We start from the raw sequence: 23,128 nt of genomic DNA, 5'->3' as shown, positions 1-23,128 counted from the left end.
ATTTAGCAACTCACTTGTAGGGTAGGGTATAATTTTGCATAAACAATGTATTTTATATAATTAGAATTATATAGTTTATTCAACATCCTCTTCTTTTTTTATAATATATTTTTTATATTTAATGAAATCTACAATACCCGATAAAATCCAAAATACTACTGGAACCTTAAATGCAAATATTGTGTCAATTAATGCCTCGATAAATGAATCGTTTATTATCGCTCCTCCTAGCTCCAATACAGTCATATCTGATGGATTCATGAAATAATAAGTAGTAATCATTAAACAAATCATTTTTATAACACTTGTAGTTATAATTTTTTCTTTTGTAGTATTATCTTTGATGTCAGAATATTTCAATCCAAATAATTCTTTAAGCTCAGTAATAACTTCACCCCAAAACAATAACACAATAAAGTTAACAATAAATCTTATTATATAAATAATAAATTTTAAATTTTCTCCTGCATCTATTTGTTCCTTTATAAAAATCAATATTAAAATACCAACAATTATATTAAAACCTTTTTCAATATAATTTAAAATTATCGGAATTAAATTTCTATGAGGAATATTAGATAAGAATACAAACTCTGATTCTAATGAATTCGTACTATCTACTTCATCTTTTTTATGTTCTTTTGTTATATTAATTTCTGCTTTATCCGAGTTATCTACATTATCTGAATTTAAGTAAATATCTTTAAATTTCGTTGGATTCTCAATATATTGATCTACTATTGATTTTGCTTCTGCTAATCCTATGCCAAATTCTTCTTTGATTATTTTTATGACTTTAACTTTTAAGTTTTTATTCTCTTCCATATCAAATAGTTGGATTACTCTTTTATAAATATCATCTTTATTTAAACATCCTTCATCTTCATGATCATTTAGGATTTCTGTATTTTCACTATCATTCATTCTTATTTTATTTCCACATTTATTACAAAATTTAGCATTGTCATCTAGTTTTGTTCCACATTTATTACAATACATTTCAAGTACCTGCTTTCTCATTAAAATTCATTAGTAATATAATCAATCATTCCTCTAGCCAATCGCTGTAATATCTATTACATAACTTGTTCCACCTTCAGAAATATAACCAGTTAACACACAGTATTCTCCTGATTGAAAATATTCATCTAAATCAATATTTTCATAAGGAACTGAAAGAGAAATAAATTGTCCAGTTTCATCATCTTGTATTGAATATGGTACACTGTAACTTCCATTTTTTACAAATATTCCTCTTACAGTTATTTCTTCTCCCAAATTCACATAGGAATTAACATAATCTCTAACTGGTTTTCCATACTCTAAAGATTTATCTTTAGTAAATTGATTTTGATCAATTTTTTCAACATCAATCTCTGCATCATTTGTTAATACTCCTGTAACTGTAGCAAAACTTCCATTTTTAAAATATGATGCAAATTCATCATCTGTAAGTCCATTTAATCTTAGAGCATGACTTATATCAATATCAGAAAGATAATGACCATCTCCAAGAACATTTATCATACGTCCAGAAATAGTTATTTTTTTACCAACATATTCTTTGTTCAGCTCTTCAAAATCTACTGTATATGTAGGATCAACCCTTTCTTTAATTTCAATATTCTCACCTACCAAAATACTCATGTCTGGTGAATCCTCTTGTATTTTTAAACGTCCCTGTACTACAACTTTGCTTCCTGTTCCTATATCATCCTTTAATCCTTCTTCATATTGAAATACTACCATTTGACTCGTATCAAGTGTTTCCCAATTTTCAATATCTGATACCAACATATAATATCCATCATCTTCATTATTAACATTTCTTGTATCCCTCACTATATATCCTCGAACAAACAAATTAGTCGAATTATATTTATCCACATCACCATTATATATTTCTTCTGCTAGTGTTTTAGCTTCTATTTTTACATCTTTAGGAGTTGAGAGCATAAAAAAGACAATAACAGCTATGATTACAACAAATATAGAGGCTATAGCAAATATAAGTTTTGTCTTTTTCTTTTTATGACCAGATAAAGAATTATTTATTTTTCTATCATCTATATTATCTTTTGATTCTACTTTATTTTCTCTTTCGATTTTCCAACCACAGTTCTGACAAAATACATCTTCATCATTGATTTCATTTCCACATTTTTCACATTTCATTAGTATCTCTCCCATCAATAAATTTTTCACTATTATATTTTATCATATATTGTCTTATTAATTCAACTTGTTCTATTGGTTTGTGTTTAATTTTGAGAATAATTTGTATGATAAACAATATACGAGGTGATTATTTATGCTTAATTCAACTATTGACTATGCCATGATTGGCAAAAGAATTAAAAATAAAAGAACAGAATCAAAAATTACTCAAGAAAAGATGTCTAACGATCTTAACCTTTCTACATTCTATATATCAAAAATCGAAAATGGTAAATCATGTCCTACATTAGATACATTATCAATCATTGCTAACTATCTTGAATTAGACCTCGCATTTCTTATTACTGGAACTTCTACACTGGAAAAAAACTATTATCTCAAGCAACTTGATGAAATATGTTCAAAGGCTACAAACAAACAGCTTAATCTCATTATAAAGATTGCAAAAACAATACTTGAAGAATAATACCCTTAGCTCATTGCTCTGCTAAGGGTATCATTTTATCTAATTTCTTTTTTATCATCTTACGTATATTGATGACCTTGCAATGATAATGACTGGCTACAATACCTATGTACTGTGGGGGCAAGTCATGTTCTATCGAAGCTAATATACCTAATATTGCTTCTATTTCTTCAAGTTCATAGTATATCTGATCCAACTCTTGTTCATTCATATTCAAATTCCCTGATACCTAATCTTACACACTCATCATGAACAGTTGTATTTTCTCTTAGATATCTATCTCTTTCTATGATGGGAATTTCATTACCTAATTTCAATGATTCTAGTTCAGATAATAATATATAGCCCCATTCATTATATATAAGACTAACATACCCAAATAATAACCAATCCCCATCCACAAGCCTTTTTCCACCAGTAATGAGCCATGTTCCTACACCATATGGATTGAAATACCTAGCAATGACCTTAGAATGAAAAACAAGTTCTCTTTGACCATCAATGCCATACTTCAATAATTCTTCTTCAATTTCTTTTGTCAATAGTTTCATACTGCTGACTCTAGCTCCCCATAGTTTTCAATATGCTTGATTTTCTGTTGATTCAATATATCATACAGCTCATACTCATTTCCAATCATATAGACATCTTTATTCTGCTCAATTGCATAAGCAAGTGCCATGATATCTTCATTTGTATCATAGCATTGAGCCATCACAATTTTATCTGCTAGACCACTGACAATTCTATACGAAAAAGGAAGATACTTCTTTGGTGGCTCGACATAATAAGGATACTCACTAAAAACAAGTGTATTTATATTATCAACATCACCATAGAATGAAATACCTCTATCCATAATTTTTATAGTCTTAACTGCATAATCATCCAAAGAGCTTCTATGTGGCTTAACCAGTACAAACTCATCATCTTCTATCATATCATCAACAAATTGATTCTATAGCTCCTGAGTCGAATGATTGCTTTCTGGTGTTATTAAACACAGTGTCTTTTCATCTAACAAATCAATATTTCCCTTATAGAAAAGCACAAATGGTGGACAGTTGATTTTCCTTAATCCTGATGGATATTCCTCATCAAATATACTGATATACTGACAATCTAGCTGTTCCTTCATTTTACATAATGCTTCTCCATCAAACTTTTCCTTATTTGAAAGTGCATCATATATCCTATTGAAATCACCTTCATACTTCAATGCAAAATATAATACTAAATCTCTTATATTCATTTTTCTATTTTCCTTTCATCATAAAAATTAATGGGATTAGCTTCATGCTAATCCCTAACCATTATCTCTTTCAAAAATATAGACAGCAATAGCTGTCAGTATAGCAAAAACCATTTTACCCATTGCATTATCCTCCTAATAACTGAACTTAAATCTAAGACTTTTTGTATCTTTCATATAAGAATAATACAATTCTGCAAAGTTTTGTTTGAAACTCTTGGTATCAAATCTTCGACCAAGAATCTCCTTATAAATTGCCTTCTCCCCATTCATTCCATGAAGTTCTTCTAAATTATACATCTGCATGTACTTCTTGATCTCACTTTCATGTTCCTTGATTTCTTTATCAATTTTTTCCTTTGCAATCTCTAATTGTTTAAGACTGCGAATAACGTTTTGAATATAAAGTTCACTCATTGCTTATTACCTCCTTCAATTTTATATTCATATATATAATATATAATTGAAGAATTATATACTTACATTTGTAATGATATAACGTTTTTTATATTGTTCTTGATATATAATCATTTAAATTATCCCATGAAATTCTATAATTCTTTCCAACTTTAATAGCAATCAATTGTTTCTTCTTTATAAGCTTTCTAACTGTTTGAGTAGATACATTTAATATAAAAGCTATTTCATCAACTGTTAATAATTGCTCATTTGTCATGAGAATCGTACTCCTTCTCATTTAAGGATATTAAAGTTCTCTCTTAAAAAGTGTAAAAGCTTATTATAGAATGCTTTTTCAATATAAAAATAAAAGGAGTCAACTCCCAATATTATTTTACTTTCAATTTTAATGATGACTCAATAAGCTAGAAAGAACTGAAAAAAAGTATTTTAAGGTCTGTATCAAAAAGTAGTTAAAATTGAAAAAATTGATTATATCAACAGATATTAAGCTACATTCTTTTATATCAATATGGGTTTTAATCGCCTCTATGGATTACGTTTCCCACTTATGGAACTATCCTCGATTTCGAACCGTTCTCACATTGCATATGGTGAGTTGCACCATATATATTAGATCCTTTTGTATAGATGCCTTTACCTACTGCGACCTAAGCTGACTTCTTATCTGCTTTTTAATTGAGCCAGTGAAGATTTAGGAATTCTATATACTCTTCCCAATCTGATTGCATATAATTGACCATTCCTGATAAGTTTTCTTATAGTCTGGTTTGATAACCCTAATATCTCGCTTACTTCATCTACAGTATAAAAATCAATATCATCCATAAACATGTCCTCCTTATATTTAAATACTGTTATATTTATTCATATGTAACATAGTTGTCCATTTTCAAATATGGATATTCATATGCCAGCATAGACAAAAGATGCTCGAATAGTGATCTAGTATTTGTTATTTTCAATCCAGTATGCATATCAACCGAATTGATGACACAATGTATATGAATATTGTGCCAGTTCCCTTCAATTTCATCTTGAAGTGATAAAACAGATTGAATATTTCTTTCAAAAAAGTAATATCCAATATCATATAGGATGCTATGTCCATAATTTATTTTTCTATCACTAGACATGGGATTTCTAATTCTATATATGCTAATAACAAGATGATATGCTTGTTTACCATTTACTTTATCTGCTCTCTCTTTGCTTTTCATCATAGAATCTATCATTGTCTGTCTATTCAGATTATTCACTCCAAAACCGTCGTATGTTAAGACATGACTTGTTTCCTTGTCCGTAGTTATATAATTGATAAGATTCCTTATACAGTCAGAATTGTTGTATCTTCCATTCATTACTATTAGTTTTGACATTGCCTCATACCTCCACTTAAATATTATTTTCCAGTTCATTTAACAATTTCAGCAACTCATTTCTGGCTTTATCATTGCATTCACAGTTGTTTACAATATTATAAATATTCATAAATAATATGTTGATATTTCTACCATTACTAATTGGTATATGTGATTCCTTATAATTAAGTACATTGATTATATGTTGTCTTAACTCCCTGCTAGGACTTAAATTTATATTGTCACAATAATCCTTAAATCTACTCTTTTCATCTTCTGTAACTCTTACTGTTATTTTATCTTTTCTCATCATTTTTAATCCTCCTAGATATGTTTACCAAAGTATGTCAAAATGTCGGACACTAAAAATTCCCAACATCAATACATACTTTTATAATGATGTTAAGCGTGATTAAAAATTAAATATGAGTTTTTATTTATATCTAGATACTTTTATAGTTAAATAGCATAATTATATATACTATATTTAGTAATTACTTATCATAATCCTTTTTATAACTCATTAGCATTTCGTTAGCATGATATTACAAAAAACAAGGAAATATGTTTTATCCACATATTTACAAACTGTATTTATTATAATATCATTAGTATATATCCAATTAAATTAAAAAGAATTGAAAAAGTATTTTTAAGTCTATATTAAAAGTAGTTAAAATTAAAAATTTACATATTAATTTACAACACTCTCGCGACACTCGCTCGACACTCATTTAGATGAACTTGTATAAATTTGTAACAATTCATAATAATTCAAAATCCAAAAAGTGCTGATTATATCAACATATATTGAATTATATCAATTCATATAAAATATTGGTTTTATCCCCTACGGACTACCAATGTTAAAACGCACTGATCAAATCAGTGTTTTTTTATTTGTCTAAAAATATAATATAATTTCTTTTGAAGGTTTTTCAGTGAAATATTGATTTTCTTTTTGAAAAGTATTGTTTTTAATGAATAATATATATCTACATTATATAATAAAGAAAAGGACAATCAATAAAAAGGAAGGAGGTTTTGTCATGAAATATGTATGTTCTATTTGTGGATATGTTTATGATGAAAGTCAAGAAGATTTAACGTTTCAACAATTGCCAGAGTCATGGGTCTGTCCTATATGTAAAGCTGATCAGTCTTTGTTTGTCAAAGAAGAAAAAGAAACAAAGACAACTGACATGAATATATCAACAGAAGGAGATATAGTTTATTCTTTAGGAGAATTGGCAGCGATTTGTTCGAATTTACAGCGTGGATGTGAAAAACAATATAAAGACGAAGAAGCTTTGCTTTTGAAAACATTATCTGATTTGTTCACAGCACATGTAGAAAATGAAGATAATGCGAGTGTAGACGTTTTAGAACAGTTGTTGCAGGAAGATCTATCACAATATTATCCTGCTTTACATGGATATGCAAAGCAGGTAGCTGATCGAGGGACACAACGTATTTGTGTCTGGGGTGAAAAGGTAACAGCTATTTTGCATTCGTTATTAATGCGTTATCATCAAGATCAAGGAGCATTTTTGAAAAATACATCTGTCTGGGTATGTTCAGTATGTGGTTTTGTGTTTGTTGGAGATGAAGCACCAGAATTATGTCCGGTGTGTAAAGTTCCAGCATGGAAATTTGAAAAAATAGAGGGGAGGGAGGCTGGATGAAATACATAGCTGTAAGAAATATTCGCTTATGTACAAAAGATTGCCTTTGTCTTTATGTTTGCCCAGTAGGAGCAACAGATACAGAAGACAGTATCATTGATGTGAAAAAATGTATTGGATGTGGTGATTGTGCCAAAGCATGTCCAAGTGGAGCTATCTCCCTTGTTCCACTGACTTATCCACCTCAACAATCAAAAGACCTTTCTCTTGTTCATTTATCTCATACATTAACAACACAAAAGGCGAAGCAGGAGCAACTTGCCAGACAATTGATGAATAGTCATAATGATGAATTGTATCGTTTAATGAAGGCATTTGTAAAATCTATTCGCTTGGTTCATGAAGATATCATGCGTGAAGCAGGATTTATGTTACCTCAAAGTGCTAATACCCAGCAATTACTTGAATCTTTTGTAGAAAATCCTCCATGTGATGATTTTCCAACGGATGTTGCTCAAAACTTATTAACAAAGATATCATTTCATGAAGTTACTACGATTCAATATCATTGTCTTGTGTGTGGTGCCATTTTTGAAGTTAAAAATAATGAAACACCTGTTTGTCCTATTTGCAAGGCAACAGAAAAACAATTAGAAAGAATAGAAAAGGAAGGATCATTATGAAATTAGTTATTGAAAAAGATGTCAAAGCCATGAGTGAAAGTGCTATGTATATTTTACTTGGTGCTATGTTACAAGATAAAAGAGTCAATATTTCATTGACATCGGGAAGAACACCACGTCTTTTATATGAAATGATGATTCCTCTTGTAAGGGATCAAAAGAAATTTAAGGATGTGGAATATTATTTATTTGATGAAAATCCATTTATTGGTGAAAAATATGGAACAAACTGGGCTGAAATGAAAGAGATGTTTTTTGAACCGGCACATATTTTAGAAGAACATATTCATCGTATCACGCTTGATAACTGGCATGATTATGACTGGCAGATTCGTCAAGCTGGAGGCATTGATGTCATGGTGATTGGTCTAGGACATGATGGTCATTTTTGTGGGAATTGTCCACGTTGTACACAATTTGATAGTTATACTTACTGTATGGAATATAAGGATAAATTAGCAGTCAATCCAACTTATGGTGAAAGACCACGACAACCTTATACGATTACGATGGGGGCTAAGAGTTTGATGCGTGTCAATCATCTGGTCATGATTGTAGATGGTCATGAAAAAGCAGAAATTTTTAAACGTTTTATTGAAGAACCTATTAATGAAGAAGTTCCTGCAACAGTTTTAAAGCTTCATCCTAATTTTACGGTGATCTGTGATGAAGCAGCAGCTTCTTTGTTGTCAATTGAAGATGAATCTCGATTATAAAAGGCGATCATTGTATCGCCTTTTATCATGAAAAAAAGACATCATGATGATGTCTAATATAAACGACGGCAAGTATACCATTCATTTTGCCAATAGCTATAACTTAAATCAGCAACTTGAACAGGTTTTCCTGTTGAAGGAGCATGAACCATTTTATTATCTCCGATATAGATTCCTACATGATGAACACCACTAAAGGCTCCATTGTCACTAAAGAGAATAATATCTCCTGCCTGTATATTCGCTTTTGATACAGATTTCCCTGCTGTTGCAAGATTCCATTTGGTTGATTGAACACCAATGTTTACACCACATTGATAATGAGCCCAGCAAACTAAACCAGAACAATCAAATTTTGTCTGATTTGGATTTTTAACTTCACTCATTGTATGACAACCACCCCATACATACATATAACCTTGACGTGTTAATGCCTTATTAGCAATAGCTAAACCTAATTCTTCATTAGATGATAAATTGCTATCAGAAGATGTATTATTTTCTTCTTGATTTTGTTCTTCTTTTTGTTCTTCTTTTTGAGAAGAATCATCATTGGTATTGCTTGATTCATTTTGCGATGGTTTTTGGGTTGATTGACTAGAAGATGGTTTTTTATTAGGTGTTGCCTGAGAAACATGGTTCACTTTTGAAGCATCAGATGCTTTTTGGATAGCGGCTAAGTTCTTTTGAATAGATTCAATAGATTCTTGGTTTTTCGCTGCTTGAGATGTGTTACTTGCAACTGTCTTATTTTGTTCAGTTAATTTTGCCTGGAATGTTTTTTGCAGACTTGCCTGTTCTTTTTTATCATCTTCTAGAGATGCTTTTAAATTCTTTAAAGTTGTTTCTTGTTTTTGTACTTCTTTTATATTTTCATTGATTTGATCAATCAGTTCATTATCATAATTGGTAATTTCTTTAATGTTGATAATACGGCTCATGAAATCAGAAATAGTATCAGCACCAAAGATATATGTTGTAAAAATATTTGAATTAAGTGTTGTTTGCATACTATACAAACGTTCTTGAAGTTTTTCACTTTGTTCTTGTACTTCTTTTTTTAATTTTTCAATATTTTTTTGTACATAATCTAATTCACTTTCAGCTGATTCTATCTTTGTATCTATTTCGGTAATCTTTTGAGCAATTTGGGCAATATCCTCTTTTGTATTTTGGGCATCTTCTTTAGCTTGAGATGCTTCTTCTTTTAATTCTTTATTTTTGTCATAGAGATAATTATTAAATTCTTTACATGTTTTTTGTTGACTGTTTGTGAGTTTAGAAGAAGAACATAATTTGATATATTGAGATTCTTTTCCTTCAAAATCTACTGCTTTGACATGGTAGGATGTTGCAAATAGACAGGCAAACAGACTGAATGATAAACATGAAACAATGATTTTCTTTTTCAACACATCACATTCCTCCTTATCTTTATTCTAAAGCATTTTTAGAAACTGTCAAATAATTATTGTTGGAATATTGTGTGAATGATGTGAAAAAAGGAAATAACGCTTTGTTATCTCCTTTTTTACATTATTGATGGTTTGCGATCACACGTTTTGTCACATGTTCAGGTGCAAACTCATATCCTAGAAATTCCATATCAAAGAAGCCTTGACCTTGTGTCATTGCACGTAAATCAACAGCGTAATTCATGACTTCTTCCTGTGGGGCTTCAGCAGTAATCTTAATTAAACCATCTTCTAAGATTTCACTACCCATCACACGGGCACGTTTTTTATTGAAGTGTCCCATAATATCTCCCGTAAATTTTTCATCAATATAAACATGCAAAGTCATAAATGGTTCTAATAAAGCAGGTTTTGCTTTTTCCATTGCTTCTTTAAAACACATGATTGTTGCTGTTTTAAATGCCATTTCAGAAGAATCAACACTATGATATGAACCATCAATCAAAGTTGCTTTAATACCTAAAACAGGATACTGTGCTAAAATACCATGCTTTGTTGCTTCCACTAAACCTTTTTCTACAGCAGGGAAGTAAGCTTTAGGAACAGCACCACCAAAGATTTTTTCTTCAAATACAAATGGAACAGTATAATCATGTAAAGGTTCAAATGTGATTTCTACATCACCATATTGACCATGACCACCAGATTGTTTCTTATATTTATAACGTTGTGTCACTTGACCACGAATCGTTTCACGATAAGGAATAATAATATTATCTAATGTGACATCAATTTTAAATCTTTCTTTTAATTTAGAAACAACACTATCAATATGAATATCTCCAATACCATAGATACATTGTTGTTTTGTTTCTGGATTGTTTTCAAATTTTAATGTTTTGTCTTCTTCCAAAAGTTTATTTAAAGCATTGGTAATCTTTTCTTCATTCGCTTTACCTACAGGTTTAATGGCTTTTCCATAATAAGGTTGAGAGAATAAGATTGTTTCATAAGTGATACGATAATCTAAAGTACATAATGTATCATTTGTTTGAGTATAAGATAATTTAGATAAAGCACCAATATCTCCAGCATTTAAACAATCTGTTTCTACTAAATCCTTACCTTTCATAATATAGATTTTATTCAATTTCTCAGCTTCTTTTTTCTGAACATTGAATAAAGTCATACCAGCATGAATAGAACCTGTACAAACCTTAAATAAAGAAATGCGCCCTACAAAAGGATCAGCTATTGTTTTAAATACAAATAAAGATGGTGCTAAAGATTCATCAAAACCAATTAAATCATCTTCATCTGTTTCCTCATTATGCACAACCATAGAATTGACCATATCTCCAGCAGCACTAAAGAAAGCAACCATTGAATTTAAAATAATCTGAATTCCAATCTGATTTGTTCCACATAAAACAGGAATCAATGTTTTATTCATAACACCTTGACGTAAAGCCCAAGAAATTTCTTCCTTTGTGAAAGGTTCTTCATTAATATATTTCTCTAATAATTCATCATTTGTATTCGCTACAGCTTCATCAATCATATTTTTAATAGGTGTAATTTCATCCCACATATCATCTGGAATAGGACAAGGATGTGTTTGTTCGCCATCAAAATAACGTCCTTCCATTTTTGCAACATTGACATAACCAACCATTTTATTTCCTTCCATAATCGGAACTTGAATAGGGGCAATCGCTTTTCCATATGTCATTTTTAAATCTTCTAATTTTTGCTGGTAAGCAGCATTTGGATAATCCAGCCCACTAATATAAATCATCTTGGCTTTATCATAAGCTTTATGCATGGCTTCCTTTGTTCCAACACTGATTCCTTCTGTTGCCGGAACAACAATCAAGGCACTTTCAGCAACTTTTAAAGCGGCTTCAACTTCACCAACAAAATCAAAAGAACCGGGTGTGTCTAATAAATTAATCTTACAGTTATTCCATTCTAATGGAATAATAGACAATCCTACTGAAGAATGTCTTTTGATTTCTTCTGGTGAATAATCACTAATTGTGTTTCCATCTTCAATTTTTCCAATACGGTTTGTTAAACCAGCACGATAAGCCATCGCTTCAATCACGCTGGTTTTGCCACTCCCAGAGTGACCTAACACAACGACATTTCCAATTTCGTTTGAGTGATAAGCTCTCATTATCATCACGCTCCTTTAATATTTTTTGGAATATCTTTCTTTTATTCTAACACATTTATAAAATAATGAAAACGGTTACAGCATAATTATAGTGAAATTTATAGAAAAAGATGTTATGATAACACTAGGAGGAAAAAACATGGAAGTTGGATTAATTATTATATTGTTTTTATCGAATGCTTTTGCATTGGATTGCCTTTATAATAAGAGAATAAAAACAACAGGTGCTTTATTGATTTTGAATTTATGTTTAACTGTTGCTTTAGCATATCAATTTGAACAAATGGGAAAAATTGTTCATTTGTTGTTATGTCTTATTGCAATGATTGTGTTATTTTTTGGTGTAAAGTTTTATTTAAAAAAGAAAAAAGAAAATACGACCGATCAGCGTCGTATGATTGAGGAGAAAGAGGACGAATTATGAAAACAATAGATTTTGAAATTGAAATGGAAAATGGTGAAGTGATGTCGGGTGAGTTATATCCTGAAATTGCCCCGCGTACTGTGAAAAATTTTGTTGATTTAATTGAAAGTCATTTTTATGATGGGTTGATTTTCCATCGTGTCATTGCGGGATTTATGATTCAAGGTGGTGGCTATGATAAAGATATGCATATTCATGAAACACCAGCAATTAAAGGAGAATTTAAAAGTAATGGTATCGATAATCCATTATTGCATACCAGAGGTGTGCTTTCAATGGCACGTACAATGATTAAGGATTCAGCAAGTTCACAATTCTTTATTATGCATGAAGATGCACCTCATCTTGATGGAGAGTATGCTGCTTTTGGAAAAATTACGAAGGGAAAACATGTGATTGATGAAATTGCTAATGTGGCAACGGATGCTAGAGATTGTCCATTAGAACCAGTCGTTATTAAAACAATGAGGTTGATTTAAGATGAAATTATTTTATTTAAAAAACTGTCCTTATTGTCGTCAGGCATTTCAATGGATAGAAGAACTTTATCAGCAAAATAATCAATATCAGCAGATTCCTATAGAAACGATTGAAGAAAGTGAACAAAGTGAATTGGCTGATCGTTATGATTATTATTATGTTCCTTGTTTTTTTGAAGGTCAAAGAAAACTTCATGAAGGAGCAGTGACAAAAGAAGAAATTCAAAAGATATTTGAGGACTATTTAAAGGAGGAAAATGAATGAAAATTTTAGTCACAGGTGGTGCGGGATATATTGGAAGCCACACAGTTGTTGAGTTAATGCAGGAAGGACATGAAGTTGTGATTGTAGATAACTTTTACAATTCTAAGCCAGAAGCATTGGACAATATCACTAAGATTACAGGGAAAAGACCTGCTTTTTATGAAGTGGATTGTTGTGATGAAGAAGCTATGGAAAAGGTTTTTCAAGAACATCAAATTGATGGTGCTATTCATTTTGCAGGTTATAAAGCTGTTGGTGAGTCTGTTCAAAAACCAATGGAATATTATCAAAATAACTTGATGAGTACACTTGTTTTATGTCAATTATTAAGAAAATATAACTGTAAGAATTTAATCTTTTCATCAAGTGCAACTGTATATGGAAATCCTCATACAGTACCTATCAAAGAAGATTTTCCATTAGGTCCAACAACAAATCCTTATGGAACAACAAAATTAATGATTGAAAATATTTTAAGAGATATTTATATTTCTGATGATCAATGGAATATTGTTTTATTGAGGTATTTCAATCCTATTGGTGCTCATGAAAGTGGTTTATTAGGTGAAGATCCAAATGGTATTCCTAATAACCTTGTGCCTTATATTTCTAAGGTAGCTGTTGGTGAATTAGAATGTTTAGGTGTCTTTGGTAATGACTATGATACACCAGATGGAACAGGTGTCAGAGATTATATCCATGTTGTAGATTTAGCAAAAGGACATGTCAAAGCCTTAAAGAAACTTGTTGGTGATCATGGTGTTTATACTTATAATTTAGGAACAGGACATGGTTATAGTGTTTTAGATATTGTGAAAGCTTATGAAAAAGCAAACAATGTCAAAGTCAACTATGAAATCAAACCAAGACGTGCCGGAGATATAGCAACTTGTTATGCAGACCCAGCTAAGGCCAGAGAAGAACTGGGATGGGTTGCTGAAAAATCATTAGAAGATATGTGCAAAGATGCTTATAACTTCATCATTCATAACAAAAAATAAAAATATAGGAAAGCTGTTAGCTGTAGAAGTTAACAGCTTTTTTGATGAAATGATATATTTATGAAACATTGAATGAAAAATGATATACTGAAAGTAGAGAGGTGATTGATAATGAAAAAGACTTTAAAAAAGATTTATATTTTGATATTTCCTGTTTTTTACTTGATGTTGATGTTATATTATCAATACATTCGTTATGATATATTGACTTTTATATCACAGCATAATTATTTTTTGACTATCACATGGGTATTTATAGAATTAGGGATTATGACATCAATTTGGAATGGAATGTTGTTGTTGGATAAAAATAATAGGAAGATGGATATCATCTGTTTGATTGTTTGGTTTATATTGATTATTGCTAGTTTTATTTGTTTATATATATTGCCAGAAGCTTATCCTCCAAAGATTTATTATATGTTGGTAGATGGAATTCCTTTTCTTCTTTTCCTTATAGGAAATATGATAAGTCTATTAGGATATAATTTATTCCTTTATTATCACTGGCATAGAAAATAAGAATTGATTTCAAACTTCATTTCTTTGAAATATTGATATTAAAAATACGATTCATTGTCGCATTTTTGTTTGTTTTATTTAATTATTTGATACTTGCCTATGAAAAATGGCTATGATATTCTAGAAGTAGAAAAATGTATGAAATCTATAAGGGTGAGAAGATAAAAATGATTTAAACCTCAAATGATATTTTCTATTGCAAAAAATGTCGGAGGGGGGGTATATAATGAAAAAAGGAGGGTATATGATGGAAGAAAATGTGATTGAAGTCAAACAACTATCAAAAAGGTTTCAGACAACTGTTGCTTTACAAGGATGTGATTTTTCAGTTCGAAAAGGGGAAATTTTTGGCTTTTTAGGTCCTTCGGGGGCTGGAAAAACAACAACGATTAAATTATTGACGGGGCAATTAAAAAGTGATGGAGGAGAGATTCAGATATTGAAAGAGAGTCCTTTTTCTTCAAAAATCAAAAGTCAAATAGGGATTATGAGTGATAATAGTGGTTTATATGAAAAGATGAGTGTTTATGATAATTTGTTGTTATTTGCAAAAATCTATGGTATTGATAAAAGCTGTATTGAAAAAGTCTTGGAAGAAGTAGATTTATTAGAGGCGAAAAAACAGTTGGTTAGTCAATTATCAAAAGGAATGAAACAACGATTAATCTTTGCTAGAACAATTATTCATTCACCTTCACTTCTATTTTTAGATGAACCTACAGCTAATTTGGACCCTTCCACAGCAAATGAAGTGAGAGAAATCATCAAAAAACTGAATGCGAAAGGGACAACTGTCTTTTTAACAACTCATAATATGGAAGAAGCAGATGAAATGTGTCATCGTGTAGCCTTTTTGAATCATGGACATATTATTGAAAGTGGACAACCTGAAGCTCTCAAACTGAAATATTCTAAGAAACAGATTCGTATTAAAACAACTCAGCAGGATTATACGATTCCTTTAGATTTAAAACTTTTAAAGCAGGAATTGGAACAGATTGATGAATTATTAATGATTCACTCAATTGAGCCAACTTTAAAAGAAGTCTTTTTAACATTGACGAAGGAGGAATCATAATGAATATACGTATTTGTAAAGCATTGTTTATGAAAGATTTGAAAAATTGTTTTGTGAATAAAAATGTATTTTTAATGTTAGCTTTGCCCGTTTTATTTGGAGTCATGTATAAGTTTTTATTAGGAGATATACTTCAAGAAGCAACAGGGAGTTTTGTCATTGTGATGTGCATCGTTATGACTATTTCTATTATTCCATTGAATGTCTTAGCTAATATGGTAGCTGAGGAAAAAGAAAAACATACTTTGCGTTCGTTAATGTTAGCTAATGTCAGCGCAGCTGATTTTTTGTTAAGTAAAGCTTTTGTTGCATTGGTTTTGATGCTAATTGATGGAATCCTTATTTTCCTTGTTTGTCAAGAACCAATAGGATATTTCGTATATTTTCTTATCTTTTACATTTTAGCATCATTAAGTGTCTTGTTTTTTGGTGCTTTGGTAGGTTTGCTTTCTAAAGATCAAATGAGTGCTGGAACCTTAAGTTCACCTTTGATGATTTTCTTAATGCTGCCACCTATTTTTAGTCAACTGAATGAGATGATTGAAAAAATTGCAGTTATTTTTCCAACAACTTCTTTCCAAACACTTTATTTACAATTATCAACAAAGCAGCCTTTCTTTAATCAAGATACAGTGATAGCTATAATTGTTTGTATCGTATGGATTATTTTGGGTGTTATTGCTTTTATGTATGGTTACAAGAAAAAAGGATTAGATGATTAGGGAAATCTTGTATTGATTTCTCTTTTTTTCATTCATTGAAAATGATAAAATAAGAAAAAGAAGGTGAGTCTATGGTAAGAAAACATATTATTTTTAAAGGACGTGTTCAAGGGGTTGGTTTTCGTATTACAGTTTATCAACAAGCGACACGTCTGCATTTAACAGGATGGGTAAGAAATTTGAGTAATGGGGATGTTGAGGCATGTATTCAAGGTGAGTGGGTACGTATTCAGCAGCTTATTGATCATATGAAAAGTATACGTTATATACGTATCGACGAATGTATGATGGAAGATTTAGAGATTTTAAAAGAAGAAAAGGGATTTGAATTGAAATATTAATTATTTATCATGTCAAGTCTTTTCTTTTAAAAAATATCGGTTATAATAGGGATAGTTATTTTCATAGGAAAGTTATAAAAATCAAAAAACGTTGTTTTTATCAATGTTTTTTGATTTTGTTTGTGAACAAAGAAAAAACTGTGGACCTATAGAGCATATTCCTTTTTTTGAACTGAGGATTATGGTAAACTTACAGGTACAAGACTAAGGAGGAAGGATGTTTATGAAAATTATTAAGCGTAATGGAGCAGAAGTTTTATTTGATCAGACAAAGATTACAGCTGCAATTGAAAAAGCAAATAATGAAGTTGTAGGTAAAGATAGATTATCGGATGAAGATATTGATAATATTACAAATAATGTGAAGTATCAATGTGAAAAGATGAAAAGAGCTTTGAATGTTGAAGAAATTCAAAATCTTGTAGAAAATGAAATTATGAAATTGAATGCTTTTGCAGTAGCTAGAAAATATATTACATATCGTTATATGAGAGCATTAGTACGTAAATCAAATACAACTGATGAACAGATTTTAAGTTTGATTGAATGTGCAAATGAAGAAGTAAAACAAGAAAATTCTAATAAGAATCCAACTGTCAATAGTGTGCAAAGAGATTATATGGCAGGGGAAGTCAGTAAAGATATTACAAAACGTCTTTTATTGCCTGGTCATATTGTGAAGGCTCATGAAGAAGGAATTATTCACTTCCATGATTCAGATTATTTTGCTCAACATATGCATAATTGCTGTTTAGTTAATCTGGAAGATATGTTACAAAATGGAACAGTCATTAGTGAAACGATGATTGAAAGACCAAAAAGCTTTTCAACAGCTTGTAATATAGCGACACAAATTATTGCTCAAGTTGCAAGTTCACAATATGGGGGACAAAGTATTAGCTTGTCACATCTTGCTCCTTTTGTTGATGTCAGTCGTCAAAAGTTTAGAAAAGAAGTCCGTGAAGAATTTGAGCAGGAAAATATTCCTGTCAGTGAAGAACAGATTAACGAATTGGCAGAATATCGTGTACGTAAAGAAATTAATCGTGGTGTTCAAATGATTCAATATCAGGTCATTACGTTGATGACAACAAATGGTCAAGCACCATTTGTGACAGTTTTTATGTATTTAAATGAAGTTCCTGATGGACAAATTAAAGATGACTTGGCTTTAATTATTGAAGAAACATTAAATCAAAGAATTTTAGGTGTTAAAAATGAAAAAGGTGTTTATGTGACACCAGCTTTCCCTAAGTTGATTTATGTTTTAGAAGAAGATAATATTAGTGAAAACAGCAAATATTGGTATTTAACTGAATTAGCAGCGAAATGTACAGCAAAACGTATGGTTCCAGACTATATTTCTGAAAAGAAAATGCTGGAATTAAAAGTGGATAAAAATAATGAAGGACATTGTTATACATGTATGGGATGTCGTAGTTTCTTAACACCTTATGTTGATCCAAAGACAAATAAACCTAAATATTATGGACGTTTTAATCAAGGTGTTGTGACTATTAATCTAGTAGATGTTGCTTGTTCATCACAAGGTGATATGAAAGAATTCTGGCGTATTATGGATGAAAGACTGGCTTTATGTAAAGAAGCTTTAATGTGTCGTCATAATCGTTTAAAAGGGACTGTCAGTGATGTTGCACCAATCTTATGGCAATATGGTGCACTTGCCAGACTTAAAAAAGGTGAAACAATTGATCAATTACTATATGGTGGATATTCAACGATCTCATTAGGTTATGCCGGTCTTTGTGAATGTGTGAAATATATGACAGGAAAATCACATACTGATCCAGATGCGACACCATTTGCTTTAGAAGTGATGCAACATTTAAATGATGCCTGTGCGAAATGGAAAGCAGAAGAAAATATTGATTTTAGTTTATATGGAACACCAATTGAATCAACAACTTATAAGTTTGCAAAATGTTTACAAAAACGTTTTGGAAAGATTCCAGGTGTGACTGATAAAAACTATATTACAAATAGTTATCATGTTAATGTTACTGAAGAAATAGATGCCTTTACAAAATTAACTTTTGAATCACAATTCCAGAAATTATCTCCAGGAGGAGCAATTAGCTACGTTGAAGTGCCAAATATGCAAGATAACATTGAAGCTGTTTTAGCTGTTATGAAGCATATTTATGAACATATTATGTATGCAGAATTGAATACAAAGAGTGACTATTGTATGGAATGTGGCTATGATGGTGAAATTCAAATTAAAGAAGATAAAGATGGAAAATTGATTTGGATTTGTCCAAATTGTGGAAATACAAATCAGGATAAGATGAGCGTTGCCAGACGTACATGTGGATATATTGGAACACAGTTCTGGAATCAGGGACGTACACAAGAAATTAAGGAACGTGTACTTCATTTATAAAAATGAAATATGCAACGATTAAAACTGTAGATATAGCCAACGGAACAGGAGTGCGAGTATCACTCTTTGTTTCGGGCTGTACTCATCATTGTCCTGATTGCTTTAATGAGATTGCTTGGGATTTTCAATATGGTGAAGATTTCACACAAGATACAATTGATTTTATATTACAGGCATTAGCGCCTCAACATATCTCAGGTCTGACATTGTTAGGTGGAGAGCCAATGGAACTTGTAAATCAAAAAGGTTTATTACCTTTATTAAGACAGGTTCATGAAAAGTATCCGGATAAGGATATTTGGTGTTATACAGGTTATCTGTATGAAGATTTACAACCTGGTGGGAGAGTCTATGGAGAGGATACGGATGAAATATTAAATTATTTAGATATCTTGGTTGATGGTCCTTTTTTAGTTGATCAAAAGAATATTCGTTTGAAATTTAGAGGTTCTGAAAATCAAAGAATTATTGATATAAAGAGAACAAATCAAGCTCATATGGTTGTTTTATGGGATGGAAAGTGATTAAAAAAATCACTTTTTTTGTGTGAAAAACAAAAAAAGAAGTGATAAAAAATAAAAAAATCCTAAAATAAGTAGATATTTTTTAGAAAATTATATATAATGTAATGGCAGTGAAGGGAGGATTTTAAGTGAAAGAAGGCATTAGACGAGAGTATAAAAAGCAATATGATGCTTCAACCAAAAAAATAGATGTTGTTGATGTACCAGAATTTAATTTTTTAATGGTTGATGGAATTGGAAATCCTAACGTTGAAGAATTTAAACTGAAAGCAGAGGCTTTACATATATTATCTAAGGCAATTAAAGATTATTTTAAGGAAAAAATGGATTTATTGTATTTGATTTCTCCATTAGAAGGATTATGGGATACATATGATAATAGTCAATTTGATGTCACAAGAAAAAAGATGATCAAATTTACTTTGATGATTGCTCAACCAAAAGTCCTTGATGAACAAACTTTTGAAATGATTAGAGAAAGTGTGACTTTAAAAAAAGATAATCCATATCTTATTGATGTTTATTTAAAAAAGTTTCAAGAGGGACGATGTGTTCAGATGTTGCATAAAGGAGCTTATAATACTGAAATTAATACAACCAAACAGATTATGGAATATATTACAATTCAAGGAATGAAACTAAGTGGATTTCATCATGAGATTTATTTAAATGATCCTGAAAAGAATCCAGTTGATAAATTAAAAACAATTGTAAGATATGCTATTGAGGAGGATGGGGTATAGCCCCTTTTTTTATAGGAGGAGAAAATTATGTTATTTGTATCATGGAATGTGAATGGTTTAAGAGCGTGTTTAAATAAAGGGTTTGCAGATTTTTTCTTATCTGTGAATGCTGATATTTTTGCAATACAGGAAACAAAATTGCAAAAGCATCAATTGGATTTAAAGTTTGATGGCTATTTTTCTTATTATAATGATGCGATAAAGAAAGGATATAGTGGAACAGCAATCTATACAAAGAAAGAACCACTCAATGTCACTTATGGATTAGGTATTGATGAACATGATCAGGAAGGTCGAGTGATTACATTAGAATATGAAAATTTCTATTTTATAACAGTATACACACCTAATTCAAAAAGAGGATTAGAACGATTGGACTATCGTCAAGTATGGGAAGATGCTTTTAGAGAATATGTTTGTCAATTAAAACAAAATAAAGCAGTTGTCATATGTGGAGATTTAAATGTAGCTCATCAAGAAATTGATTTGAAAAATGATAAAACAAATCATAAAAATGCTGGATTTACAGATGAGGAAAGACAAAAATTTACTGAGTTACTAGAGAGTGGGTTTATTGATACGTTTAGATATAGATATCCAACATTAGAGAAGTATTCATGGTGGTCATATATGTTTAAGGCAAGAGAAAAAAATGCAGGTTGGCGTATTGATTATTTTGTTGTATCAGATGATTTAAAAGAACAGATTGAAGATGCTTATATCTATAATGATATATTGGGTTCTGATCATTGCCCAGTTGGTGTGAAAATGGAGGGATTAATGTGAAATGGATGATTATTTCTGATATTCATGGATCTTATGATGATTTAAAAAAAGTGATGGAGATTTATGAAGAAGAAAAGATGGAAAAGTTGATTATATTAGGCGATATATTATATCATGGACCAAGAAATCCTTTACCGGAAGGTTATCAGCCTCAAAAGGTTATAAACCTACTGAATCAATATAAGGATAAGATTATGGCAGTTAGAGGTAACTGTGATGCAGAAGTAGATCAGATGGTTTTGGAATTTCCTATGCGTGGGGATTATAGTGAATTATATGCTGATGGGTATCGCTTCTTTTTAACGCATGGACATTTATATGATGAAACACATTTACCAATGTTACACAGTGGAGATATTTTTATGTATGGTCATTTTCATAAACCTGTTTTAAAGAAAGAAAATGGTATTGTTTTATTGAATCCTTCTTCTATATCTTTGCCTAAAGCTGGGCAGAAAAGTTTTGGAGTTTATGAAGATGGTGAATTAAAAATTGTTACTTTAGATAAAAAAGTGCTTCAAAGCATGAAATTATCATAAAAATATAAAAAAACCGTGAAATTAAATAAAAAGTATGGTATTTTTATATTGGTGAGGTGAGTTTATGGCAAAGTACAGAGATATTGCTGATGATATTCGTCAGAAAATAAAAAATCAAGAATATACTTTTGGTCAAAAACTCCCTTATGAGTATGTATTGTGTATGAGCTATCATTGTAATAAAGAAACAATGAAAAAAGCTTTAGATATTTTGGTTAAAGAAGGTTTGATTATTCGTAGACGTGGGGCTGGGACATTTGTGAAGGATTATGATCCAGCTATGGATAATCCAGTAAGTAAATTTGGACGTGGTTTGACTGAACAATATAAAGGGATTAAAGAAGTCACAAGCAATGTTCTAGAATTTGAAGTTGTTCCAGCAGATGAACTTTTATCAGAAAAATTACAAATAGATGTTGGAGATTTTGTTTATCATATTATAAGATTAAGGTTTTTAGATAAAGTTCCACATTTAATTGATATTACATATATTCCTATTAGTGTGATTCCAAACTTAAAATTACAACATCTTAAAGGTTCTATATATAGTTATATTGAAAATGTTTTAAAGCTAAAAATACAAAGCTGTCATTTAACTATACAAGCTGCTTTGTCAACCCCTTTAGAACAACAATATCTTGGATTGAAAGAAAATGAACCATATATTCAAGAAGAACAGATTTCATATTTAAGCAATGGTTCTATATTTGAATATACTTTATCAAGGCAGCATTATGCCCATTTTGAATTTCAAACTGTTATTATTCAACAATAAGCATGACTTTATTTTGTCATGTTTTTATATTAATAGAACAATTGTGCCGGAGAGTGTTTTTTTGAGATGTATTATGCTATAATGTAATCAAAAAAGAAAGGAAAGATCATGATGAAGCGTATCACAACAGGAACAGAAAATTTTAAAGAATTCATGGATAAGAATTATTATTATGTTGATAAGACAATGCTTATAGATGATGTCTTAAGTGATAAGGTGATGTTGTATAC

At 30.4% G+C, this 23,128-nt stretch carries 32 protein-coding genes; 19 read left to right on the top strand and 13 right to left on the bottom strand.

Annotated features, from left to right (window positions below; translation table 11 throughout):
- Nucleotides 1-75: 75 nt before the first annotated feature.
- Entirely contained in the window at nucleotides 76-999 is a 924-nt protein-coding gene (locus B5E75_RS09965) for a zinc ribbon domain-containing protein (RefSeq protein ID WP_162607678.1), read from the bottom strand.
- A 54-nt stretch (nucleotides 1,000-1,053) separates the two neighbouring features.
- The gene (locus tag B5E75_RS09960; protein ID WP_087358827.1) at nucleotides 1,054-2,175 is read right to left on the bottom strand and encodes a zinc ribbon domain-containing protein; all 1,122 of its coding nucleotides are present in this window, start codon (nucleotides 2,173-2,175) and stop codon (nucleotides 1,054-1,056) included.
- A gap of 136 nt (nucleotides 2,176-2,311) precedes the next feature.
- Between B5E75_RS09960 and B5E75_RS09955 the strand changes: the two genes are divergently transcribed.
- A complete protein-coding gene (locus B5E75_RS09955; protein ID WP_087358825.1) occupies nucleotides 2,312-2,644 on the top strand; it encodes a helix-turn-helix domain-containing protein in 333 nt (110 codons plus the stop codon).
- A 10-nt stretch (nucleotides 2,645-2,654) separates the two neighbouring features.
- Here B5E75_RS09955 and B5E75_RS09950 read toward each other — a convergent pair whose 3' ends face one another.
- The 9 genes from B5E75_RS09950 to B5E75_RS09910 all read right to left on the bottom strand — a co-directional run bounded on the left by B5E75_RS09950 (nucleotide 2,655) and on the right by B5E75_RS09910 (nucleotide 5,990).
- Nucleotides 2,655-2,855 carry a hypothetical protein gene (locus B5E75_RS09950; RefSeq protein WP_087358823.1) on the bottom strand — a complete coding sequence of 67 codons (201 nt, stop codon included), beginning with the start codon at nucleotides 2,853-2,855 and terminating at the stop codon, nucleotides 2,655-2,657.
- Entirely contained in the window at nucleotides 2,848-3,195 is a 348-nt protein-coding gene (locus tag B5E75_RS09945; RefSeq protein WP_087358821.1) for a DUF2958 domain-containing protein, read from the bottom strand. The genes B5E75_RS09950 and B5E75_RS09945 overlap by 8 nt, the downstream gene beginning before the upstream one ends.
- The gene (locus B5E75_RS09940; protein ID WP_087358819.1) at nucleotides 3,192-3,584 is read right to left on the bottom strand and encodes an LOG family protein; all 393 of its coding nucleotides are present in this window, start codon (nucleotides 3,582-3,584) and stop codon (nucleotides 3,192-3,194) included. The genes B5E75_RS09945 and B5E75_RS09940 overlap by 4 nt, the downstream gene beginning before the upstream one ends.
- 18 nt (nucleotides 3,585-3,602) lie before the next feature.
- Nucleotides 3,603-3,896 carry a DNA-processing protein DprA gene (locus tag B5E75_RS09935; protein WP_087358817.1) on the bottom strand — a complete coding sequence of 98 codons (294 nt, stop codon included), beginning with the start codon at nucleotides 3,894-3,896 and terminating at the stop codon, nucleotides 3,603-3,605.
- A gap of 135 nt (nucleotides 3,897-4,031) precedes the next feature.
- Nucleotides 4,032-4,313: a hypothetical protein gene (locus B5E75_RS09930; RefSeq protein WP_087358815.1), complete on the bottom strand. Its 282-nt coding sequence runs from the start codon at nucleotides 4,311-4,313 to the stop codon at nucleotides 4,032-4,034.
- Nucleotides 4,314-4,401: 88 nt separating this feature from the next.
- Nucleotides 4,402-4,572 carry a helix-turn-helix domain-containing protein gene (locus tag B5E75_RS09925; protein ID WP_206413982.1) on the bottom strand — a complete coding sequence of 57 codons (171 nt, stop codon included), beginning with the start codon at nucleotides 4,570-4,572 and terminating at the stop codon, nucleotides 4,402-4,404.
- Between the two features lie 407 nt (nucleotides 4,573-4,979).
- Complete coding sequence (locus B5E75_RS09920; RefSeq protein WP_087358811.1) at nucleotides 4,980-5,150, bottom strand: helix-turn-helix domain-containing protein; 171 nt, start codon at nucleotides 5,148-5,150, stop codon at nucleotides 4,980-4,982.
- A 29-nt stretch (nucleotides 5,151-5,179) separates the two neighbouring features.
- Entirely contained in the window at nucleotides 5,180-5,695 is a 516-nt protein-coding gene (locus tag B5E75_RS09915; RefSeq protein ID WP_087358809.1) for a relaxase/mobilization nuclease domain-containing protein, read from the bottom strand.
- 16 nt (nucleotides 5,696-5,711) lie between these two features.
- Nucleotides 5,712-5,990, bottom strand: coding sequence for a hypothetical protein (locus tag B5E75_RS09910; protein ID WP_087358807.1), 279 nt, complete (start codon nucleotides 5,988-5,990; stop codon nucleotides 5,712-5,714).
- A 736-nt stretch (nucleotides 5,991-6,726) separates the two neighbouring features.
- Here B5E75_RS09910 and B5E75_RS09905 point away from each other — a divergent pair.
- The 3 genes from B5E75_RS09905 to B5E75_RS09895 are packed head-to-tail and all read left to right on the top strand — an operon-like array spanning nucleotide 6,727 to nucleotide 8,701.
- Nucleotides 6,727-7,362 carry a rubredoxin-like domain-containing protein gene (locus B5E75_RS09905; RefSeq protein WP_087358805.1) on the top strand — a complete coding sequence of 212 codons (636 nt, stop codon included), beginning with the start codon at nucleotides 6,727-6,729 and terminating at the stop codon, nucleotides 7,360-7,362.
- A complete protein-coding gene (locus B5E75_RS09900) occupies nucleotides 7,359-7,985 on the top strand; it encodes a 4Fe-4S dicluster domain-containing protein (protein WP_087358803.1) in 627 nt (208 codons plus the stop codon). The genes B5E75_RS09905 and B5E75_RS09900 overlap by 4 nt, the downstream gene beginning before the upstream one ends.
- On the top strand, nucleotides 7,982-8,701 hold the full coding sequence (locus tag B5E75_RS09895; RefSeq protein ID WP_087358801.1) for a glucosamine-6-phosphate deaminase: 720 nt from the start codon (nucleotides 7,982-7,984) through the stop codon (nucleotides 8,699-8,701). Before B5E75_RS09900 ends, B5E75_RS09895 begins: the two co-directional genes overlap by 4 nt.
- Before the next feature lie 53 nt (nucleotides 8,702-8,754).
- Here the strand turns inward: B5E75_RS09895 and B5E75_RS09890 are convergent, their stop codons facing one another.
- Both B5E75_RS09890 and B5E75_RS09885 read right to left on the bottom strand, forming a co-directional pair.
- Nucleotides 8,755-10,116: a C40 family peptidase gene (locus tag B5E75_RS09890; protein WP_241146658.1), complete on the bottom strand. Its 1,362-nt coding sequence runs from the start codon at nucleotides 10,114-10,116 to the stop codon at nucleotides 8,755-8,757.
- 121 nt (nucleotides 10,117-10,237) lie between these two features.
- Nucleotides 10,238-12,295 carry an elongation factor G gene (locus B5E75_RS09885; protein WP_087358799.1) on the bottom strand — a complete coding sequence of 686 codons (2,058 nt, stop codon included), beginning with the start codon at nucleotides 12,293-12,295 and terminating at the stop codon, nucleotides 10,238-10,240.
- A gap of 139 nt (nucleotides 12,296-12,434) precedes the next feature.
- Here B5E75_RS09885 and B5E75_RS09880 point away from each other — a divergent pair, with 139 nt between their 5' ends.
- The 15 genes from B5E75_RS09880 to B5E75_RS14945 form a co-directional block, all read left to right on the top strand.
- Nucleotides 12,435-12,719, top strand: a complete 285-nt coding sequence (locus tag B5E75_RS09880) for a hypothetical protein (protein WP_087358797.1) — start codon at nucleotides 12,435-12,437, stop codon at nucleotides 12,717-12,719.
- A complete protein-coding gene (locus tag B5E75_RS09875; RefSeq protein WP_087358795.1) occupies nucleotides 12,716-13,198 on the top strand; it encodes a peptidylprolyl isomerase in 483 nt (160 codons plus the stop codon). Before B5E75_RS09880 ends, B5E75_RS09875 begins: the two co-directional genes overlap by 4 nt.
- 1 nt (nucleotide 13,199) lies before the next feature.
- A complete protein-coding gene (locus tag B5E75_RS09870) occupies nucleotides 13,200-13,463 on the top strand; it encodes a thioredoxin domain-containing protein (RefSeq protein ID WP_087358792.1) in 264 nt (87 codons plus the stop codon).
- The gene (gene galE / locus B5E75_RS09865; RefSeq protein WP_087358790.1) at nucleotides 13,460-14,464 is read left to right on the top strand and encodes a UDP-glucose 4-epimerase GalE; all 1,005 of its coding nucleotides are present in this window, start codon (nucleotides 13,460-13,462) and stop codon (nucleotides 14,462-14,464) included. The genes B5E75_RS09870 and galE overlap by 4 nt, the downstream gene beginning before the upstream one ends.
- 111 nt (nucleotides 14,465-14,575) lie before the next feature.
- Nucleotides 14,576-14,986 carry a hypothetical protein gene (locus B5E75_RS09860; protein WP_087358788.1) on the top strand — a complete coding sequence of 137 codons (411 nt, stop codon included), beginning with the start codon at nucleotides 14,576-14,578 and terminating at the stop codon, nucleotides 14,984-14,986.
- A 226-nt stretch (nucleotides 14,987-15,212) separates the two neighbouring features.
- Nucleotides 15,213-16,064 (top strand): ABC transporter ATP-binding protein, encoded by an 852-nt coding sequence (locus tag B5E75_RS09855; RefSeq protein ID WP_241146657.1) that lies wholly within the window; start codon nucleotides 15,213-15,215, stop codon nucleotides 16,062-16,064.
- Nucleotides 16,064-16,786: an ABC transporter permease gene (locus tag B5E75_RS09850; protein WP_241146656.1), complete on the top strand. Its 723-nt coding sequence runs from the start codon at nucleotides 16,064-16,066 to the stop codon at nucleotides 16,784-16,786. The genes B5E75_RS09855 and B5E75_RS09850 overlap by 1 nt, the downstream gene beginning before the upstream one ends.
- Before the next feature lie 71 nt (nucleotides 16,787-16,857).
- A complete protein-coding gene (locus B5E75_RS09845; RefSeq protein WP_087358784.1) occupies nucleotides 16,858-17,127 on the top strand; it encodes an acylphosphatase in 270 nt (89 codons plus the stop codon).
- Nucleotides 17,128-17,350: 223 nt separating this feature from the next.
- A complete protein-coding gene (gene nrdD / locus B5E75_RS09840) occupies nucleotides 17,351-19,531 on the top strand; it encodes an anaerobic ribonucleoside-triphosphate reductase (protein WP_087358857.1) in 2,181 nt (726 codons plus the stop codon).
- A gap of 2 nt (nucleotides 19,532-19,533) precedes the next feature.
- The gene (gene nrdG / locus B5E75_RS09835; RefSeq protein WP_087358782.1) at nucleotides 19,534-20,055 is read left to right on the top strand and encodes an anaerobic ribonucleoside-triphosphate reductase activating protein; all 522 of its coding nucleotides are present in this window, start codon (nucleotides 19,534-19,536) and stop codon (nucleotides 20,053-20,055) included.
- A gap of 128 nt (nucleotides 20,056-20,183) precedes the next feature.
- Complete coding sequence (locus B5E75_RS09830) at nucleotides 20,184-20,798, top strand: GyrI-like domain-containing protein (protein ID WP_087358780.1); 615 nt, start codon at nucleotides 20,184-20,186, stop codon at nucleotides 20,796-20,798.
- Nucleotides 20,799-20,825: 27 nt separating this feature from the next.
- Nucleotides 20,826-21,584 carry an exodeoxyribonuclease III gene (locus B5E75_RS09825; RefSeq protein WP_087358778.1) on the top strand — a complete coding sequence of 253 codons (759 nt, stop codon included), beginning with the start codon at nucleotides 20,826-20,828 and terminating at the stop codon, nucleotides 21,582-21,584.
- Nucleotides 21,581-22,123: a phosphodiesterase gene (gene yfcE, locus B5E75_RS09820; RefSeq protein WP_087358776.1), complete on the top strand. Its 543-nt coding sequence runs from the start codon at nucleotides 21,581-21,583 to the stop codon at nucleotides 22,121-22,123. Before B5E75_RS09825 ends, yfcE begins: the two co-directional genes overlap by 4 nt.
- A 64-nt stretch (nucleotides 22,124-22,187) precedes the next feature.
- Nucleotides 22,188-22,898: a GntR family transcriptional regulator gene (locus B5E75_RS09815; RefSeq protein WP_087358774.1), complete on the top strand. Its 711-nt coding sequence runs from the start codon at nucleotides 22,188-22,190 to the stop codon at nucleotides 22,896-22,898.
- Nucleotides 22,899-23,006: 108 nt separating this feature from the next.
- On the top strand, nucleotides 23,007-23,128 hold a 122-nt coding region (locus B5E75_RS14945; protein WP_338037074.1), incomplete at its 3' end, for an AAA family ATPase.

Origin of the sequence: Massiliimicrobium timonense (genome assembly GCF_002160865.1) — a bacterium.
Lineage (GTDB): Bacteria > Bacillota_I > Bacilli_A > Erysipelotrichales > Coprobacillaceae > Allocoprobacillus.
Note: the sequence above shows the minus strand (reverse complement) of the source record. Positions and strands in the feature narration are given on the sequence as shown.

Coding starts and splice junctions, on each gene's coding strand:
- B5E75_RS09965 (WP_162607678.1), bottom strand. CDS start 999: ATGTATTGTAATAAATGTGGAACAAAACTAGATGACAATGCTAAATTT.
- B5E75_RS09960 (WP_087358827.1), bottom strand. CDS start 2,175: ATGAAATGTGAAAAATGTGGAAATGAAATCAATGATGAAGATGTATTT.
- B5E75_RS09955 (WP_087358825.1), top strand. CDS start 2,312: ATGCTTAATTCAACTATTGACTATGCCATGATTGGCAAAAGAATTAAA.
- B5E75_RS09950 (WP_087358823.1), bottom strand. CDS start 2,855: ATGAATGAACAAGAGTTGGATCAGATATACTATGAACTTGAAGAAATA.
- B5E75_RS09945 (WP_087358821.1), bottom strand. CDS start 3,195: ATGAAACTATTGACAAAAGAAATTGAAGAAGAATTATTGAAGTATGGC.
- B5E75_RS09940 (WP_087358819.1), bottom strand. CDS start 3,584: ATGATAGAAGATGATGAGTTTGTACTGGTTAAGCCACATAGAAGCTCT.
- B5E75_RS09935 (WP_087358817.1), bottom strand. CDS start 3,896: ATGAATATAAGAGATTTAGTATTATATTTTGCATTGAAGTATGAAGGT.
- B5E75_RS09930 (WP_087358815.1), bottom strand. CDS start 4,313: ATGAGTGAACTTTATATTCAAAACGTTATTCGCAGTCTTAAACAATTA.
- B5E75_RS09925 (WP_206413982.1), bottom strand. CDS start 4,572: ATGACAAATGAGCAATTATTAACAGTTGATGAAATAGCTTTTATATTA.
- B5E75_RS09920 (WP_087358811.1), bottom strand. CDS start 5,150: ATGTTTATGGATGATATTGATTTTTATACTGTAGATGAAGTAAGCGAG.
- B5E75_RS09915 (WP_087358809.1), bottom strand. CDS start 5,695: ATGTCAAAACTAATAGTAATGAATGGAAGATACAACAATTCTGACTGT.
- B5E75_RS09910 (WP_087358807.1), bottom strand. CDS start 5,990: ATGATGAGAAAAGATAAAATAACAGTAAGAGTTACAGAAGATGAAAAG.
- B5E75_RS09905 (WP_087358805.1), top strand. CDS start 6,727: ATGAAATATGTATGTTCTATTTGTGGATATGTTTATGATGAAAGTCAA.
- B5E75_RS09900 (WP_087358803.1), top strand. CDS start 7,359: ATGAAATACATAGCTGTAAGAAATATTCGCTTATGTACAAAAGATTGC.
- B5E75_RS09895 (WP_087358801.1), top strand. CDS start 7,982: ATGAAATTAGTTATTGAAAAAGATGTCAAAGCCATGAGTGAAAGTGCT.
- B5E75_RS09885 (WP_087358799.1), bottom strand. CDS start 12,295: ATGAGAGCTTATCACTCAAACGAAATTGGAAATGTCGTTGTGTTAGGT.
- B5E75_RS09880 (WP_087358797.1), top strand. CDS start 12,435: ATGGAAGTTGGATTAATTATTATATTGTTTTTATCGAATGCTTTTGCA.
- B5E75_RS09875 (WP_087358795.1), top strand. CDS start 12,716: ATGAAAACAATAGATTTTGAAATTGAAATGGAAAATGGTGAAGTGATG.
- B5E75_RS09870 (WP_087358792.1), top strand. CDS start 13,200: ATGAAATTATTTTATTTAAAAAACTGTCCTTATTGTCGTCAGGCATTT.
- galE (WP_087358790.1), top strand. CDS start 13,460: ATGAAAATTTTAGTCACAGGTGGTGCGGGATATATTGGAAGCCACACA.
- B5E75_RS09860 (WP_087358788.1), top strand. CDS start 14,576: ATGAAAAAGACTTTAAAAAAGATTTATATTTTGATATTTCCTGTTTTT.
- B5E75_RS09855 (WP_241146657.1), top strand. CDS start 15,213: ATGAAAAAAGGAGGGTATATGATGGAAGAAAATGTGATTGAAGTCAAA.
- B5E75_RS09850 (WP_241146656.1), top strand. CDS start 16,064: ATGAATATACGTATTTGTAAAGCATTGTTTATGAAAGATTTGAAAAAT.
- B5E75_RS09845 (WP_087358784.1), top strand. CDS start 16,858: ATGGTAAGAAAACATATTATTTTTAAAGGACGTGTTCAAGGGGTTGGT.
- nrdD (WP_087358857.1), top strand. CDS start 17,351: ATGAAAATTATTAAGCGTAATGGAGCAGAAGTTTTATTTGATCAGACA.
- nrdG (WP_087358782.1), top strand. CDS start 19,534: ATGAAATATGCAACGATTAAAACTGTAGATATAGCCAACGGAACAGGA.
- B5E75_RS09825 (WP_087358778.1), top strand. CDS start 20,826: ATGTTATTTGTATCATGGAATGTGAATGGTTTAAGAGCGTGTTTAAAT.
- B5E75_RS09815 (WP_087358774.1), top strand. CDS start 22,188: ATGGCAAAGTACAGAGATATTGCTGATGATATTCGTCAGAAAATAAAA.